This is a genomic window from Christiangramia forsetii KT0803, from assembly GCF_000060345.1.
Classification (GTDB): domain Bacteria; phylum Bacteroidota; class Bacteroidia; order Flavobacteriales; family Flavobacteriaceae; genus Christiangramia; species Christiangramia forsetii.
Genome location: NC_008571.1, coordinates 3,332,726 through 3,347,799 on the forward strand (window position 1 = coordinate 3,332,726; position 15,074 = coordinate 3,347,799).

Genomic DNA, 15,074 nt, shown 5'->3' on the forward strand with positions numbered 1-15,074 from the left:
TTTGAGATTCCTATTTAAAAAATCGGCTTAATTATTCAGGATTTCAAATAAATACATAAACTTTGCTTTACTTTGGCAGGGCCTTAGGTCTTGCGCCTTTTTTAGTATATTGCAATATGGAGAAAATCGTGATTGGCAGAGTAGATAAAGCAGACTTTCCTGCTTTACGTCTTAACGATATTGCCATAAAGATCGATACCGGGGCTTACACCTCTTCAATTCATTGCGAAAATATCGTAGAAAAAGAGGATGCATTGCATTGTACTTTCCTGGATGATGAACATCCGCTTTACAATAAAAAGGAGTTTGTATTTGAAAATTATGACATTGTATTTGTACGCAGCAGCAATGGGATTATTCAAAAAAGATATATGGTCCAGTCCAATATCAAATTATTCAATAAGATATTTAAGATCTCACTTTCCCTTTCAGACAGACAGGAGATGAGGTATCCGGTTTTGATCGGGAGAAAGTTTTTAACCAAAAAATTTATTGTAGACACTGAACTTTTAGAGGTGTCTTTTAATCACAAGTTAGATGAAGATAAGAATACTATCCAGAAACCCTAGACTATATTCAACCAGTAGGTTAGTAGAGGCGGCGAAAAAGAGAAATCATGAAGTTGAAGTGATAGATCCCATAAAATGTGATCTTATCATCGAAAAAAGGAAGCCTACTATCTATTATAAGAATCATTTTCTTGAAGAAACAGATGCTATTATCCCAAGGATTGGAGCTTCGGTTACGTTTTTTGGTACTGCTGTGGTAAGGCAATTTGAGATGATGGGCACTTTTACTACTACTGAATCTCAGGCACTGGTTAGAAGCCGTGATAAATTGAGAAGTCTTCAAATACTTTCAAGAGCCAGGCTTGGTTTACCTAAAACTGTATTTACCAACTATTCTAAAGATGTTTCAGAAATACTGGAACATGTTGGTGGAGCACCGGTAATTATTAAGCTTCTTGAAGGAACTCAGGGGCTTGGGGTTGTACTTGCTGAAACTAAAAATGCTGCAGAGTCTGTAATTGAAGCATTTAACGGTTTACAGGCCAGGGTGATCGTTCAGGAATTCATAAAAGAAGCCGGCGGTGCCGATATTCGGGCTTTTGTAGTAGACGGCCAGGTTGTTGGTGCTATGAAAAGACAGGGTAAAGATGGTGAATTTAGATCTAACCTACACAGAGGCGGTTCGGCTTCGGTAATAACACTTACCGATGAAGAGGAGAACGCCGCGATAAAAGCTGCAAAAGCAATGGCTCTTGGCGTTGCCGGGGTAGATATGCTGCAAAGTAGCCGTGGACCGTTGATCCTTGAAGTAAATAGCTCTCCGGGACTAGAGGGAATTGAAGAAGCAACCGGAAAAGATATTGCCAAAACTATCATTAGATATATTGAAAGAAACGTATAGTATATGCCTCGCATAGACAAAAACAATGTTCTTGAAATTTTAGACCAGAAAGTATTACCGGGTATTGGTACAACCATCAATTTTAATATGGCCAAGCTTTATACCACCACTTCGGTAGAAGTTCCGGTAATTATTGAACGTTCTAAAAAACCAGGACCGGTAGTGCTTCTTACTGCAGGGATTCATGGAGACGAGATCAATGGAGTTGAAATTGTAAGACAAATCATTTCAAAAGGAGTCAATAAACCAAGAATTGGAACTATTATATGTATTCCTATCGTAAATATTTTTGGCTTTTTAAATATGGCCAGGGAATTTCCAGACGGAAGAGATCTTAACAGGGTTTTTCCTGGAACCCAAAATGGTTCTTTAGCCAGTAGATTTGCTTATCAATTTGTAAAAAAGATATTACCCATAGCTGATTTTTGTCTGGATTTTCACACCGGTGGCGCAGCCAGATTTAATGCACCGCAAATAAGGGTGAAAAAGGGAGATGAACAAAGTATTAAATATGCCCGTATATTTAACGCACCATTTACCATTCACTCCAAGACCATTACCAAATCTTATAGAGAGACCTGTTCAAAATTGGGAATTCCTGTCCTGTTATTTGAAGGAGGTAAATCTCAGGATAGCAATAAAGATGTAGCCAGGCATGGTGTTGAGGGTGCTATGAGAATTCTAAGCCATCTTGATATGCTCAACACAAAATTTGAGTATCCTGATGTTAAAAAGGAAACCGTCCTCATAGGAAGTAGTTCCTGGCTGAGAGCAAAGTATAGCGGATTATTACATGTGAAGATCCTTTGCGGAAAACATGTTGAAAAAGGTGAATATATTGCAACTATTACAGATCCTTACGGAAAATTTAGACATAAGATCAAATCTAATAGCGAAGGCTATGTAATCAATGTGAACGAATCTCCAATTGTGTACCAGGGCGATGCCATTTTCCATATTTCTATGCAGCCAAAAACAGAGGACCATGAACAAGGATGACCTCAGAAAAAAATATAAAGAGCATAGGTTGCAATTGGATGATGCTGAAATTGAAAAATTAAGCCTTGAAATTGCGAATAAGGCCCTTGAATTACCGGTCTGGGATTATAGATATTATCATATATTTTTAAGTATTGCCGAACAAAAAGAGGTTAGCACTGAATATTTACTCCATATTTTACAGGGAAAAGACAAGGAGGTAATCATTCCAAGATCAAATGCGGAAACAGGAGAATTAACCAACATCCTGTTGACAGATCAAACCGTAATCAAAAAGAATCGATGGAATATCCCGGAGCCACAGGATGGAATTGAGATCAAATCAGAAATGCTCGATGTGGTTTTTATCCCCTTACTCGCTTTTGATAAACAAGGACACAGAGTGGGCTACGGAAAAGGCTTTTATGACCGATTTCTAGCAAGCTGCAAGCCCGACATTGTTAAGATTGGACTGTCATTTTTTGAACCCGTAGAAGAAATCAAAGAGATCTTTAGCAGCGACATTCCGTTAAACTATTGTGTAACACCAGATAAGGTATATAAACTCAACCTTAAATAATTTTTGTAATGATAGAGTTTATACGTTATTTTTAACCGTACCAAATCACTTTAATGCTTAACGACCTACAGTTAAACAGTATTTTGCAGGATTTTGATATTGCCTACTGGAAAATTAATCTATTTTCCAAAGAGATATCATGGTCTGAGCATTTCAATGTTCTGGTTGGAAAACCTGAAATTGAAGAAGATAGATTTGAGTTCTTTATCAATCATATTCTACATTCCGATTACCGTTATGATTTTCGAATACATTTTGAAAAGCTGATCAAAGAAGAGGAGCCTTTCAGTTTTGAAATTAAACTAAAGCTTGACAATGGTAAATACCGGTGGTTTGAATGTAAAAACCAGAAAAGTAAGACGGCCAGTGAGTTCAAAGAAACAGCGGTTCTTCTATTTGTAAATATTCATCAAAGTAAAAGAGATCAATATACCATTGAAGAAAATTTCTTTTACTATCGTGAAACTGCCGAGATGACCTCTACAGGAGGCTGGTATGTTGACACCGTGAACAAGAATATTTACTGGGACGATGTTTCTAAAAAGATTATAGACTGCCCGCGTGATTTTCAACCGGCATATGAAAATCGTATGAATTTCTATGCTCAGGAGCATCATAACAGGATGCGTAATGCTTTCGATAAATGTGAAAATTTTGGTATCCCTTTTAAACTGGAACTTAAAATGGTTTCGTTTCAGAATAGAGAATTCTGGGTGAGACTCACAGGAAAACCTGTTTATAATAATGAGCAGGAAGTGATTGGTATTCGCGGTGTACTTCAAAATATTGATGAGAATAAGAGCAATGAACTCAATTTGCAGAATTCTTTAGATATCATTGCCACCCAAAATTCAAGACTTTTCAATTTTGCGCATATAGTGTCCCATCATTTAAGATCTCATAGTAGCAACCTTAGCCTCATAGTTGAACTACTAAGAGAATCTAAAACAGATAGGGATAAACTGGATCTTCTGGCTAATGTTGAAGACGTTGCCGGAAACCTGGATTCTGCAATTTCAAGATTAAATGATATAGTTAGTATTCAAACCTCTTTACGCAAAGAGCGAGTGAATATTAAATTCGAAGAAGCTTTAGAGATCGTTCTTGCATCTATTTCTTCACTCATTAATCGAGAAAATGCAAAAATCGTCGCTGAATTTCAAGATTTAAAAGAAATTCGCTATATCCCTGAATATCTTGAAAGTATTTTACTAAATTTAATAACGAATGCAATCCGGTATAAACAACCGGGGCGTAAACCAGTCATTTTTATACAGACTTACGTCGAGAACGATAAAGAATATTTAGAAGTTAGCGACAACGGAATGGGAATTGACCTCGACGAATATGGTGATAAAATGTTTGGTATGTATAAAACATTCCACCAAAGCAATCCCGAGGCAAAAGGAATTGGCTTATTTATAACAAAAAACCAGGTAGAAGCCCTTGGGGGGACAATATCTGTAAGTAGTACCCTGGATATTGGGACTACTTTTAAAATCAAATTCTAGATTCTATTTATTATGGGGCAAAAAGTAGAACTGGCGTGTATCATCGATGATGATAAGATATACGTTAATTTAGTGAAGAAAATAATTGAGATAAAAAATCTTTCAGAAAACTTACTCATTTATAAGAACGGCAAAGAAGCCTTGGATTATTTCAAGGATATTATGGAAAATACTACTGATGAAGACAAACTTCCAGACATTATTTTCCTTGACTTAAATATGCCGGTGATGGATGGTTGGGAATTCTTAAATGAATTTATTAAGATCAAAAACGGTTTAAATAAGAAAATCACTTTATATGTGGTAAGTTCTTCTATAGATCCCCGTGATCTGGAAAGAGCAAAGTCTATTAATCTTGTAACAGACTATCTTATCAAGCCAATTGAATTGAAAAAATTCGAGAAAATTTTTGCGAAAACCGCTGCCTGATTAAGCTATTTTATTCAGCTTTATCCTCCTTAGGAAACGCTCTTTTATTGAATACCAAAAGCATGGCAACACCCACACTTATGGCAGAATCTGCTATATTAAATACAGGTTCAAAAAAAGTAAAGTATTCGCCACCCCAGATAGGGATCCACTCAGGCAAATACCCTTTCCATAAAGGGAAATAAAGCATATCTACTACCTTTCCATGGAAAAGAGAACTATATCCTCCGGCTTCCGGTAAAAAGCTTGCTACATGGCCGTAGCTATCATCAAAGATAATTCCGTAGAAAACCGAATCTATGATATTCCCGAAAGCGCCGGCAAAAATTAAAGCAATAGAGAAAATTAGAATTTTAGATCCATTATTTCTAACGGCATCCCATAGCCAGTAACCTATTCCAACAATAGCAGCGAGACGGAAAAGTGTTAAGGCAAGCTTTCCATATTCTCCGGGAATCTTTGTACCCCAGGCCATACCTTCATTTTCAACAAAAAGTATACTGAACCAGTCAAAAACCTCTACTTCGTCTCCAAGAGCAAAATGAGTTTTGATATATAGTTTAGAGATCTGATCTATAAGAAGTATCAGTATAATGAAGAATCCGGCTTTTTTAAGGGACATGTATGTATTTTAATTGAAAACGGGTCAAAAATACTAATATTATTTATTTTTTACGCACCTTAATATCACCGTCTATACTTGTAAGCCTTATTGGATTTCGGCCGGGCATAAAACCTGGGATTTGGACATCTCCATTTCTTGAATCTGCCTCAATGAGCCCCGATGAAGTTTCCACTAAAATATTACCGGAATACGTATTGATAACAGCAGTTCCTGAAAAATCCAGCAGTTTGCAATAACCTTGTTTTAGACTGGCATATATAGATTTAAAATTACCTTTTCCCTGTAAAGAAGCAATATTAGATTGAATTGAAACGGCTAATCCCTCCGGAATTTCCATTTCGATTTCCAGCGAAAAAATCTTGTGAGCACTTAATTTGTCGAATCCACCGGTTAATTTTTCCGGGTACTTAGTGGTAATGACTAATTCTTCACCATTTATTAAAGACTCAAGAATAATGTCATCATAATACTCCCCTTCAGAATGGGTCTTTATCCTAATCTCAGAATTTTTCGAAGTAGAAATATTAAGGAGATAGACCTCATTGGTATTAATCTGAATACTTTTAATACTTTGCGCATCAATAATTTCGCGCGTATCCCTTTGGGCGAAGCTAAGTGCGCCAATCATTAAAGTACATAGTACTATTAAAAATCTCTTCTTCATTAAATTCTTCAAACAAAAAAACGTCCAAAATCATTTAGAAGATGGACGTTTTATAATTTAAAATCTGTGTTACTAACGTTGCATATTCTTTGCTTCGATACTAAGAGTCGCATGAGGAACCAGCAACAATCTCTCTTTTGCGATTAGCTTTCCAGTAACTCTACAAATACCATAAGTCTTATTCTCAATACGCATCAAAGCATTCTTAAGATCTCTTATGAATTTCTCCTGGCGGATCGCTAATTGAGAATTTGCTTCTTTACTCATAGTTTCACTTCCTTCTTCAAACGCTTTAAAGGTTGGAGAAGTGTCATCGGTACCATTATTACCGTCGTTCTTGTAAGCATTTTGATAATTCTCAAGTTGCTGCTGAGCCTTCTCAATCTTACTTTTAATTAGAGCCTTAAACTCTGCCAAATCGGCGTCGCTGTGACGTTCTTTTACTTCTGTAGACATGGTTTAATGTTTTTTTATAAACAATTTAGTGGCAACATCATCAAATTCAACCTCAGCACCATCATTTACCACCTCTGCAAATTCGAGAGTTGCAGTTAATGTTTCGTTCTTAATATAACTTATATTATCGTTAACGGCATCCTCGATAATACCGTCCTTTTGTAGGGTTACATCAATCGTATCAGTCACTTCGTAGCCTGAATCCTTTCGGAGGTTCTGGATCCTGTTTACCAACTCCCTGGCAACACCTTCCTTCTTCAACTCCGGACTAATACTAACGTCCAGGGCTACTGTTAAGCTGCCACTACTGGCAACTAACCATCCTTCAATATCCTGTGAACTTATCTCAACTTCATCTAAAGACAAATTAACCATTTTTTCGTTAATTTCTACTGCAATCTCCCCTTCACTTTCAATTTTTGAAATATCTTCAGCGCTAAAATTATTTATCTTACTGATAATCAGTTTTATATACTTGCCAAATCTTGGGCCAAGAACTCTAAAATTAGGCTTTATCTGTTTTACCAAAAGACCAGAAGCATCATCAATTAGCTCAATATCCTTTACGTTTACTTCAGATTTTATTAAGTCTTCAACTGCCTCGATCTCTTTCTTTTGAGCTTCATCAAGTACTGGTATCATTACTCTTTGGAGCGGTTGACGAACTTTTATCATTTCCTTCTTCCGTAGAGATAAAACTAAAGAAGAGATCGTTTGCGCCTTTTCCATTTTACGCTCTAAAGATTTATCAACAAATCCTGGTTCATAAGCCGGAAAATCAGCAATATGAACAGATTCTGACTTGTCTTTACCTGTTACCACGTTTAGATCTTTAAAGAGTCTATCCATAAAGAACGGCGCTACGGGAGCCCCAAGCTTTGCCACAGTTTCCAGACAGGTATACAGGGTTTGATAAGCTGAAATCTTATCCTGCTCATAATCGCCTTTCCAAAATCTTCTTCTGCTTAACCTCACAAACCAGTTACTCAAGTTCTCCTGAACAAATTCTGAAATTGCCCGGGTCGCCTTTGTTGGTTCATAATCTGCGTAGAATTTATCTACTCTTTCAATAAGCGTATGCAATTCTGAAAGTATCCATCGGTCTATTTCAGGTCTTTTTTCTAAAGCAACATCATCTTCAGCATAACTGAATTCATCGATGTTCGCATAAAGGATAAAGAATGAATATGTGTTATATAAGGTTCCGAAGAATTTACGCTGAACTTCTCCTATCCCTTCGATATCGAATTTTAGATTATCCCACGGATTGGCATTGGCAATCATGTACCAACGGGTGGCATCAGGTCCATAAACCGAAATAGTTTCAAAAGGATCTGCCGCATTTCCTAATCGCTTGGACATTTTCTGCCCGTTCTTATCTAACACAAGACCGTTAGAAACCACATTTTTATAGGCAACATCGTCAAAGATCATGGTTGCGATCGCATGAAGGGTATAAAACCAACCACGGGTTTGATCTACGCCTTCAGCAATAAAATCGGCTTTACGCCATTTATCTTCTACTTTTTCTTTATTCTCGAAGGGATAATGCCATTGTGAATAAGGCATAGAACCAGAATCAAACCACACATCTATAAGGTCTGCTTCACGTTTCATGGGTTTACCAGAATCAGAAACCAGTGTAATCGTATCTACAACATTCTTGTGAAGATCTACTTTATCGTAGTTCTCTTCACTCATATCTCCGGGCTCAAAACCTTCGAAAATATCCTTTTCCAGAACTCCGGCTTCTACAGCTTTCGCCATTTCTTCCTTGAGTTGAGCTATGGAGCCCATAACCTTCACTTCGGTTCCATCCTCGGTTCTCCAGATAGGAAGCGGAATTCCCCAATATCTACTACGGCTTAAGTTCCAGTCATTGGCATTAGCAAGCCAGTTTCCAAAACGTCCTTCTCCGGTAGATTTAGGTTTCCAGTTGATCGTCTGGTTAAGCTCATGCATTCTGTCTTTGAATTCAGTCACTTTTATAAACCAGGAATCAAGAGGATAATATAATATTGGTTTATCTGTTCTCCAGCAATTTGGGTAGCTGTGAACATACTTTTCTACTTTAAATGCCCTATTCTCTTCTTTTAACTTGATCGCCAGCTCAACATCCACAGATTTTTCCGGAGCCTGACCTTCGTCATAATATTCATTCTTTACATACTTCCCGGCCAATTCTCCCATTTCTGGTCTAAATTTTCCCTGAAGATCTACAAGCGGAACCAGATTTCCATTTTGATCTTTAACAAGCAACGGTGGAACTTCAGGAGTCGCCTGTTTAGCCACCAGGGCATCATCTGCACCAAATGTAGGTGAAGTGTGTACAATCCCGGTACCATCTTCTATAGTTACAAAATCCCCTGAAATTATTCTGAAGGCATTTTCGGGATTGTCGTTAGGCTGGGCATATGGCAGTAATTGCTCATATTTGATCCCAACAAGATCTTTACCTGAAAAACTTTCTTCGGAAATGAAATAAGGAATTTTCTTGTCTCCTTCTGAATAAGATTTCAAATCCTCATCTGACGAAACTTTTTTGAATTTTTTGTCAAACTGCTTTTCAGCAAGCTCCTTCGCCACAATAATGGTAATTGGCTCGAAGGTATATTGGTTATAAGTTTTTACACTTACATATTGAATTTTTGGTCCAACTGTTAGGGCTGTGTTCGAAGGTAGTGTCCATGGAGTAGTAGTCCAAGCAATAAAAAATAAATTTTCAGTATTCTTTAAAAACTCCGGCAGTGTTTCCTCCTTCGCTTTAAACATAGCGGTAACCGTAGTATCGGTCACATCCTGATAAGTCCCCGGTTGATTCAACTCATGAGAACTTAATCCGGTTCCGGCTTTTGGTGAATAAGGCTGAATAGTGTAGCCTTTGTAAATAAGATCCTTATTATAGATCTCGGAAAGCAGCCACCATACTGTTTCCATATATTTTGACTTGTAGGTGACATATGGATCTTCCATATCTACCCAGTAGCCCATCTTCTTAGTAAGATCGTTCCAAACATCAGTATAACGCATCACCGCATTCTTACAGGCTTCGTTATACTTTTCAATGCTTATTTTAGTCCCTATATCCTCTTTGGTAATTCCAAGCTCTTTCTCTACTCCCAACTCCACAGGAAGACCGTGAGTATCCCATCCGGCCTTACGCTTTACCTGGAAACCTTTTTGAGTTTTGTACCGGCAAAAAATATCTTTAATAGCACGTGCCATCACATGGTGAATTCCCGGTAAACCATTTGCTGAAGGTGGACCTTCAAAAAATATGAAAGGCTCCTTCCCTTCACGGGTAGACACGCTCTTTTCGAAAATATCATTTTCTTCCCAATAATTGAGGATTTCTTCTGCCACCTTAGGCAGGTCCAGACCTTTGTATTCAGGGAACTTTTTGCTCATTTTCTGCTTTTTTCAAATGATGTGCGAAAATAAGGATTTTTAAGAAAAGAAGTTATTAATCTATGGTAAAATGCAGGTGTAGAAATTCTTAAGGAAAACTTAAAAAGCTGAAGATTAAATGTTTTATAAAGATATGCGTATGATTTTGAATAAATGGACAAAGCCATTTAGAAATCCAGAGGTAATTTGGAGACTGCTTCGCTGCGCTCGCAGTGACATATTAAAGATTCCTCCCTACGGTCGGAATGACAACTGCTTCAGTCGCTTCCCTCCCTCGCAGTGACCGTTAAAAAGTATAAGAAAGGGCTATAATTAAATTTCGCCCTGCTGCGGCGATTCCCGATGAATAAGTGCGGTAACGCTGATCTGTAATATTTTCTACGGAAACTGTGGCCAGCCAGTTAGCATTCATTTTATACTGTCCGGTTAAATTCAAGGTGTACCATGCTGGAGAATACGGGTTTCCATTTGCATCCAGCGCATATAGATAAGGCTTATCCTGCTCACCCGGTGCAAGATCGTTGAATTCAAACTCACCATTATATTCAGCAAATAGATCCAGCCTTAATTTTCTTTTGTTCCAGATTAAATGAGTATTACCAAACATAGGAGCAGCGTGTCTTAACGGGACATACTCATCACCTTCGTTTTCCTCCCCATGGGTATAACTAAATTGAGATTTCAGCCTTAACGCGACAGAAAAATCTACTTCCAGTCCTGCTTCTACTCCATATACGTAGGCATTTGCCACATTCTGAATAGCCTGCACACTGCTTGGCTCGCCTTGATAATCAATTTCCGTTACTCCATCCAGATTAAAATCACGACGCACCATGGCATTATCTAAATAGGTATAATAACCATTAAGCCCCAATCTAATATCATCAGAAAAATTAAAGTCGGCACCCAACTCTGCATTATAGGCATATTCCGATTTTAAATCTGGATTTGGAACCACTACCGAGCCCGGTTCAGAATCAAAAATCTTCCCGACATCATCTATATTCGGTGCTCTAAAAGCAGTAGAAAGTCCTAATCTCCAGCCTACAAAACTATTTTGTCGCCAGTTCAAACCAAGACTTCCTGTTAAAGCTCCGGTACTTATATCTGCTCTTTCAAAAGGAAAATCGTAAAAACGATCGTCAAAAGCTGCATCTACTAAAATATGATTATATCTAATTCCAGATTGCAGGGAAAGATCCTCGTTCAATTTCCATTGATAACTGGAATACACAGCCATAGATTGCCATTGTGAAGCATCCGGATATCTACTGGCGGTTACTCCGGTTTCTGAAGTTTCAATATTCCTAAAACTTCCTTCAGAATTGATATTATTTAAGACATATTCAAAACCATAAAATAATTTACTTGTTGAAAAATCTTTTTCAAAATCCAGGTTCGCCGAATAAGCATCCACATTTTCTTCGGTATTAAACAATATTAGCTCTCCAAAATCTCTATCATTCCTGCTTTCCCCAAAAAACTGGTAGGCTGCTGTAAATTGCATCTTATCATATAAAATTGAGTTACTTCTATGATTCACATTTACATTTCCTAAAAACCAGGTTTGCGGCCCGTAATACCATTCTGCAGCACGCAGCACCCCATCCCTTTTTCTATAAAGCCTGTCAAATCGAGGAAAATCTGAAGTTTCAGAATAAATTAGCCCCAAATTTATATCCCAATCTTTTGAAGGCATATATTTAATTTTTTGAAGCAGGTTTAGTTGGTCATAGCCCGTGGGTTTCTGAACCAAAGGATCTGCATTTGGCACCATAACATCCACCCCGTTCTGTCTTTCTGCATATTCCCTTCTCAAGTAATCATCGGGCCCGTGCTCGCCCATTCGCAAATCTCCAAAATCTGAGTAAGTGATCCCGGTTCTAAAAGCCCAGTTTTCCCTGCCGATATTCAGGTCTGCATGTACCGTATTTTCGTTATTTGCCGTAGAAAAGCGGGTATAGATATTTCCTGAAAAAGATGTCCCTTCATTAAAGCTAAATTTCGGCTTTAGGGTATAAAAATTGATGACTCCGCCTATGGCATCACTTCCATAAACTACAGATCCCGGACCTAGAATAACTTCAGCACTTTCTACCATCATGGGATCTACTGAAATTACATTCTGAAGATTCCCACTTCTGAAAATCGCAGAATTCATTCGCACACCATCCACCGTTAGAAGAAGCCGATTGGTGGCAAAACCACGAATCATAGGACTTCCTCCACCCATTTGACTTTTTTGCATATACACCTGGCCAGTACTCTCTAAAAGATCTGCGGAAGTTTGGGGACTTGCCATTTGAATTTCTGAAGGGGAGATACTTATTATCTTTTGAGGAATTTCGTCTTTCTTCAGCTTAAAACGAGCAACAGATAAAGTAACCTGATCTAGCTGATTTTCTATTGATTGAAGCAACACAATATTGCTATTATTTAAAATCTCTCTCTTTCTACGGTAAGCTTCTACGTAAGACATCGATTTAAAGATGATCACTTCGGTATCTGTAAAATCACTAATGTTAGCTTTCCCAACCCCATTAGTAACTGCGGAAATCGACTTATCTTTATTATAAATAGCAACTTCAGAAACGGGTTCGCCCGTGCTTTCATCTAATACAGTGATCTCCTGAGCAAAAGTGACCGAAAAAAATAATAAAAAGAGTGCTAGTAATCCTAATCGCATTTAACCGAAAATTTCATTTAATACACTAAGTGATTTTGGCTTCCGAAAGCCTTCAATATGCAATTCATAATACAGCAAAAGCATACTTAAAAAATCATTCCTGGAGGTTTGATTCATCTTTATGTATTGTAAGGCATCAAAATCAGTACCTAAAAAGCTTTTCAGCAAATCTACATTTTTACCTTCTATACAATAATCGTTTGAAGAGAAATCCTGAAAAATACCATCCAGTAAATTAAAAACAGGCAGGTCTTTTATTCCCATTTCGGGCTGAAAGCCTAAATATCTGGTAAGGTTCAAAAGAAACAAAAGATGAAAATTGGCAATTTTATCGGTACTGTCCAGAAATTGAAAACTATATTCCAGATAATGAAACAGGGGTTCATTGCTTTCTTCTTCACGGATGGCATTTCGCAACATTTCAGCAAGAAACATTACCATCGCAAGCTTTATAGGGTGTGTATGCAGGCTTTGATAGTTCCCGGTTACTTTAGCTTCTTTTAAGTACTCCATCTTACCGCCACCCCGATGATTCGCTACAATTTCCAATTGGGTTAAGCTTTGAAACATGGAGGCCTTAAATTTTCCTTTCCGGGATTTTAGAACACCTTTGAGCATATAGGTGCAAAGTCCATCAGATAGCGTGTACGCTTTCACTATAAGATCGGCTTCCCCATATTTTAAAGCACTAATTATGATGGCCTTTGTGTGGATAAGCATTCTAAAATATTTGCCGTGAATTTATAAAAAGAGCCGCTTTTTCAAGCGGCTCTTTAATATTTATAAGAAGTTAGTGAGGTTTAAACAACACCCTGAGCAAGCATTGCATCAGCCACTTTTACGAAACCGGCAATATTTGCACCTTTCACGTAATCTACAAAACCACCTTCTGTAGTTCCATATTCTACACATGCCTCATGAATATCATTCATGATCTCGTGAAGTTTTTTATCTACTTCTTCTGAAGTCCAGCTATATCTCATCGAGTTTTGGGACATCTCCAGACCTGAAGTTGCAACCCCTCCGGCATTCGATGCTTTTCCTGGAGAGAAAAGTATTTTTTCTTTTGAGAATACTTCAATAGCTTCTGGCGTACAAGGCATATTTGCCCCTTCACCAACACATATACATCCGTTCTTTACCAATGTCTTTGCATCTTCTCCTTCCAGCTCATTTTGAGTGGCACAAGGAAGTGCTACATCACACTTGATTCCCCATGGAGTTTCACCTTCATGATACTCAGCTGAAGAATATTTATCAACGTATTCGCTGATTCTTCCTCTTCTCTCATTCTTTAATTCCATGATGAACTGAAGCTTTTCAGTATCAATTCCATCTGCGTCATAAATAAATCCTCCGGAATCTGACATAGTCACTACTTTAGCTCCTAATTCTGTTGCTTTTTCCGCAGCATACTGAGCTACGTTTCCAGCTCCTGAGATCACTATAGTTTTTCCCTCTAGTTTTTCACCTTTGGTCTTTAGCATGTTTTGGGCGAAATAAACATTTCCATAACCAGTTGCTTCCGGTCTAATTAAAGAACCACCATATGAACGCCCTTTTCCGGTTAAGATACCGGTAAACTCATTCTGGATTCTTTTGTACTGACCAAACAAAAAGCCTATTTCACGGCCACCAACACCTATATCTCCAGCAGGAACATCACAATCTGCTCCTATATGTCTTTGAAGCTCTGTCATAAAACTCTGGCAAAACTTCATTACTTCATTATCAGATTTTCCTTTAGGATCAAAATCTGAACCTCCTTTACCTCCGCCCATTGGCAGGGTAGTAAGGCTATTCTTAAAAACCTGCTCAAAGGCAAGGAATTTAAGAATACTAAGGTTTACAGAAGGATGAAAACGTAAACCTCCTTTATATGGTCCAATTGCCGAATTCATTTGAATACGGAAACCACGGTTTACTTGTATATCGCCACTATCATCTAACCAGGGAATTCTAAACATTACCACTCGCTCAGGTTCTACCATTCGCTCGAGAAGCATTTTATTCTGATATTTTTTATTTTTTTCTATAAAAGGAATTACCGTTTCTGCTACCTCATGAACCGCTTGCATAAATTCTGGTTCATTCTGGTTTCTGGTTGACACCTTTTCCAGGAAATTTTTGATGTTTTCTTCCATAATGACTGGCGCTATTATTAAATTATAAATTTTATGTCCAATTTGTGAGACAAATATAAATATTCTTTAATGATTAAAAGTTTCATTCTAGAATTTGATATAAAATTAACTTTTATATCCAAAGCCCTAGTTATACTAAGATCATTTAAATTTTTGTTAAAGTAGTTTTACTATATTTGCTAT

At 37.5% G+C, this 15,074-nt stretch carries 13 protein-coding genes; 6 read left to right on the top strand and 7 right to left on the bottom strand.

The window, feature by feature from the left end:
- The first annotated feature begins 116 nt into the window (after positions 1-116).
- The 6 genes from GFO_RS14945 to GFO_RS14970 are packed head-to-tail and all read left to right on the top strand — an operon-like array spanning position 117 to position 4,908.
- Complete coding sequence (locus tag GFO_RS14945) at positions 117-569, top strand: ATP-dependent zinc protease family protein (protein ID WP_041250159.1); 453 nt, start codon at positions 117-119, stop codon at positions 567-569.
- A complete protein-coding gene (gene rimK, locus GFO_RS14950; protein ID WP_011711020.1) occupies positions 538-1,410 on the top strand; it encodes a 30S ribosomal protein S6--L-glutamate ligase in 873 nt (290 codons plus the stop codon). Before GFO_RS14945 ends, rimK begins: the two co-directional genes overlap by 32 nt.
- 3 nt (positions 1,411-1,413) lie before the next feature.
- Positions 1,414-2,409 carry a succinylglutamate desuccinylase/aspartoacylase family protein gene (locus GFO_RS14955; RefSeq protein ID WP_011711021.1) on the top strand — a complete coding sequence of 332 codons (996 nt, stop codon included), beginning with the start codon at positions 1,414-1,416 and terminating at the stop codon, positions 2,407-2,409.
- Positions 2,396-2,968, top strand: a complete 573-nt coding sequence (locus GFO_RS14960) for a 5-formyltetrahydrofolate cyclo-ligase (protein WP_011711022.1) — start codon at positions 2,396-2,398, stop codon at positions 2,966-2,968. The genes GFO_RS14955 and GFO_RS14960 overlap by 14 nt, the downstream gene beginning before the upstream one ends.
- A 53-nt stretch (positions 2,969-3,021) precedes the next feature.
- Positions 3,022-4,479 (top strand): PAS domain-containing sensor histidine kinase, encoded by a 1,458-nt coding sequence (locus GFO_RS14965; RefSeq protein WP_011711023.1) that lies wholly within the window; start codon positions 3,022-3,024, stop codon positions 4,477-4,479.
- A 12-nt stretch (positions 4,480-4,491) separates the two neighbouring features.
- The gene (locus GFO_RS14970; protein WP_011711024.1) at positions 4,492-4,908 is read left to right on the top strand and encodes a response regulator; all 417 of its coding nucleotides are present in this window, start codon (positions 4,492-4,494) and stop codon (positions 4,906-4,908) included.
- 10 nt (positions 4,909-4,918) lie between these two features.
- Here GFO_RS14970 and GFO_RS14975 read toward each other — a convergent pair whose 3' ends face one another.
- The 7 genes from GFO_RS14975 to gdhA all read right to left on the bottom strand — a co-directional run bounded on the left by GFO_RS14975 (position 4,919) and on the right by gdhA (position 14,891).
- Positions 4,919-5,530, bottom strand: coding sequence for a lipoprotein signal peptidase (locus GFO_RS14975; RefSeq protein ID WP_011711025.1), 612 nt, complete (start codon positions 5,528-5,530; stop codon positions 4,919-4,921).
- Between the two features lie 43 nt (positions 5,531-5,573).
- Positions 5,574-6,197 carry a DUF4097 family beta strand repeat-containing protein gene (locus tag GFO_RS14980; protein ID WP_011711026.1) on the bottom strand — a complete coding sequence of 208 codons (624 nt, stop codon included), beginning with the start codon at positions 6,195-6,197 and terminating at the stop codon, positions 5,574-5,576.
- Between the two features lie 72 nt (positions 6,198-6,269).
- The gene (locus GFO_RS14985; RefSeq protein WP_011711027.1) at positions 6,270-6,653 is read right to left on the bottom strand and encodes a TraR/DksA family transcriptional regulator; all 384 of its coding nucleotides are present in this window, start codon (positions 6,651-6,653) and stop codon (positions 6,270-6,272) included.
- A gap of 3 nt (positions 6,654-6,656) precedes the next feature.
- On the bottom strand, positions 6,657-10,061 hold the full coding sequence (ileS, locus tag GFO_RS14990; protein WP_011711028.1) for an isoleucine--tRNA ligase: 3,405 nt from the start codon (positions 10,059-10,061) through the stop codon (positions 6,657-6,659).
- A gap of 286 nt (positions 10,062-10,347) precedes the next feature.
- A complete protein-coding gene (locus GFO_RS14995; protein ID WP_011711029.1) occupies positions 10,348-12,747 on the bottom strand; it encodes a TonB-dependent receptor in 2,400 nt (799 codons plus the stop codon).
- Positions 12,748-13,467 carry a DNA repair protein RecO gene (gene recO, locus GFO_RS15000; protein WP_011711030.1) on the bottom strand — a complete coding sequence of 240 codons (720 nt, stop codon included), beginning with the start codon at positions 13,465-13,467 and terminating at the stop codon, positions 12,748-12,750.
- A gap of 80 nt (positions 13,468-13,547) precedes the next feature.
- Positions 13,548-14,891, bottom strand: a complete 1,344-nt coding sequence (gene gdhA, locus GFO_RS15005; RefSeq protein WP_011711031.1) for an NADP-specific glutamate dehydrogenase — start codon at positions 14,889-14,891, stop codon at positions 13,548-13,550.
- Positions 14,892-15,074: the final 183 nt, after the last annotated feature.

Excerpts from the sequence above, each read along its gene's own strand:
- GFO_RS14945 (WP_041250159.1), top strand. The coding sequence starts at position 117 with ATGGAGAAAATCGTGATTGGCAGAGTAGATAAAGCAGACTTTCCTGCT.
- rimK (WP_011711020.1), top strand. The coding sequence starts at position 538 with ATGAAGATAAGAATACTATCCAGAAACCCTAGACTATATTCAACCAGT.
- GFO_RS14955 (WP_011711021.1), top strand. The coding sequence starts at position 1,414 with ATGCCTCGCATAGACAAAAACAATGTTCTTGAAATTTTAGACCAGAAA.
- GFO_RS14960 (WP_011711022.1), top strand. The coding sequence starts at position 2,396 with ATGAACAAGGATGACCTCAGAAAAAAATATAAAGAGCATAGGTTGCAA.
- GFO_RS14965 (WP_011711023.1), top strand. The coding sequence starts at position 3,022 with ATGCTTAACGACCTACAGTTAAACAGTATTTTGCAGGATTTTGATATT.
- GFO_RS14970 (WP_011711024.1), top strand. The coding sequence starts at position 4,492 with ATGGGGCAAAAAGTAGAACTGGCGTGTATCATCGATGATGATAAGATA.
- GFO_RS14975 (WP_011711025.1), bottom strand. The coding sequence starts at position 5,530 with ATGTCCCTTAAAAAAGCCGGATTCTTCATTATACTGATACTTCTTATA.
- GFO_RS14980 (WP_011711026.1), bottom strand. The coding sequence starts at position 6,197 with ATGAAGAAGAGATTTTTAATAGTACTATGTACTTTAATGATTGGCGCA.
- GFO_RS14985 (WP_011711027.1), bottom strand. The coding sequence starts at position 6,653 with ATGTCTACAGAAGTAAAAGAACGTCACAGCGACGCCGATTTGGCAGAG.
- ileS (WP_011711028.1), bottom strand. The coding sequence starts at position 10,061 with ATGAGCAAAAAGTTCCCTGAATACAAAGGTCTGGACCTGCCTAAGGTG.
- GFO_RS14995 (WP_011711029.1), bottom strand. The coding sequence starts at position 12,747 with ATGCGATTAGGATTACTAGCACTCTTTTTATTATTTTTTTCGGTCACT.
- recO (WP_011711030.1), bottom strand. The coding sequence starts at position 13,467 with ATGCTTATCCACACAAAGGCCATCATAATTAGTGCTTTAAAATATGGG.
- gdhA (WP_011711031.1), bottom strand. The coding sequence starts at position 14,891 with ATGGAAGAAAACATCAAAAATTTCCTGGAAAAGGTGTCAACCAGAAAC.